This is a genomic window from Photobacterium chitinilyticum (assembly GCF_004104355.1).
In the GTDB taxonomy this organism is placed as follows: Bacteria; Pseudomonadota; Gammaproteobacteria; order Enterobacterales; family Vibrionaceae; genus Photobacterium; species Photobacterium chitinilyticum.
Genome location: NZ_RJLM01000087.1, coordinates 1 through 1,201 on the forward strand (window position 1 = coordinate 1; position 1,201 = coordinate 1,201).

Sequence of the window (1,201 nt, forward strand, 5' to 3'; positions counted from 1 at the left end):
TGAAGTGGTCAAGTAAAACTGGCCACGGTTTTATGGGTGAGCCAGAAGCGGCGCTCTGACTCGTTCGGTGTTAGCCCACCATTGTATTGATGTGGCCTGACTTGGCTGTAGTATCCGGTAATGTAATTGATTATCGAGGCCTTGCCCTCAATGAAGTTTCTGAAACCCGTAGCAGGAACCCATTCGGACTTTAAACTTCTAAAAAATCGCTCCATTGGGCTATTATCCCAGCAGTTTCCACGACGGCTTAAGCTTTGTTCAATTTGGTAGCGCCATAACAGTTGCCTAAAGTGGCGGCTTGTATAGTGGCAACCCTGATCAGAGTGAAACAATACGTCCTTGGGTTTTCCTCTTGATTCAAACGCCATTGTAAGAGCCTTTCCCGTCAGGTTTGAATCAGGAGAAAATGACATCGCCCAGCCGATTGGCTTTCGTGCGAACAAGTCGATGACGACCGCTAAATATGCCCACCGACTACCAACCCAAACGTAGGTAACGTCACCGCACCAAACTTGATTTGGCTCGGTAACGGCAAATTGTCTATCCAACTTATTCGGGATTTCAATATGCTCTTTTGTTGCCTTCTTGTAAGAATGAGCAGGGAGCTGACAGCTAACTAACCCTAGTTTTTTCATTAGCTTAGATGCACGATAGCGGCTCAGCTTAAAGCCTCGGTTCGATACAATATCAGCGATAGTTCTAGCCCCCGCAGAGCCTTGACTAACGCTGTGTGCAGCACGAACTTCACTAAGCAGCGTTACGTGCTCTACTGAGACATCATCTGGCCGTGCTCGCCAATATTTGTAGCTACTTCGATGTATATCGAACACCTGGCAAATCCGCTTGATAGAGTGGCTCTGCTTGAGCTTATCGACTAACGAGAATTTCTCATCGAGTCTGACATCAAGAGAGCAGTAGCCTTTTTTAGGATTTCTTTTTCCTCTTCAATACGGGCTATTTTCTTTTCAAGCTCACGTTTAATTTGGTCAGATGTCATTGGRGACGCTTTGGGAGAAATCCCMGCMCGCTCTTGCTTAAGCTGGCGAACCCAGTTTTCCATRGTTGATTTGCCAACATTCATGGCAGCAGCTGCCTCAGGAACCGAGTAATTTTGGTCAAGGACAAGTTGAGCAGCTTCAAGCTTAAACTCAGGGCTATATGTTCTTCTGGTACGTTTGGTCATTGTGTCACCTGTTCAGTT

At 46.4% G+C, this 1,201-nt stretch carries 1 protein-coding gene; it reads right to left on the reverse strand.

What is annotated here, in order from left to right; translation table 11 throughout:
- Positions 1-8 precede the first annotated feature (8 nt).
- Positions 9-1,183 (reverse strand): IS3 family transposase gene (locus EDI28_RS25905; protein WP_128786694.1). Its coding sequence is split into 2 segments (ribosomal slippage): positions 9-928 and positions 928-1,183, totalling 1,176 coding nucleotides; the frame shifts between segments, so codons are not numbered across the junction.
- Positions 1,184-1,201 lie beyond the last annotated feature (18 nt).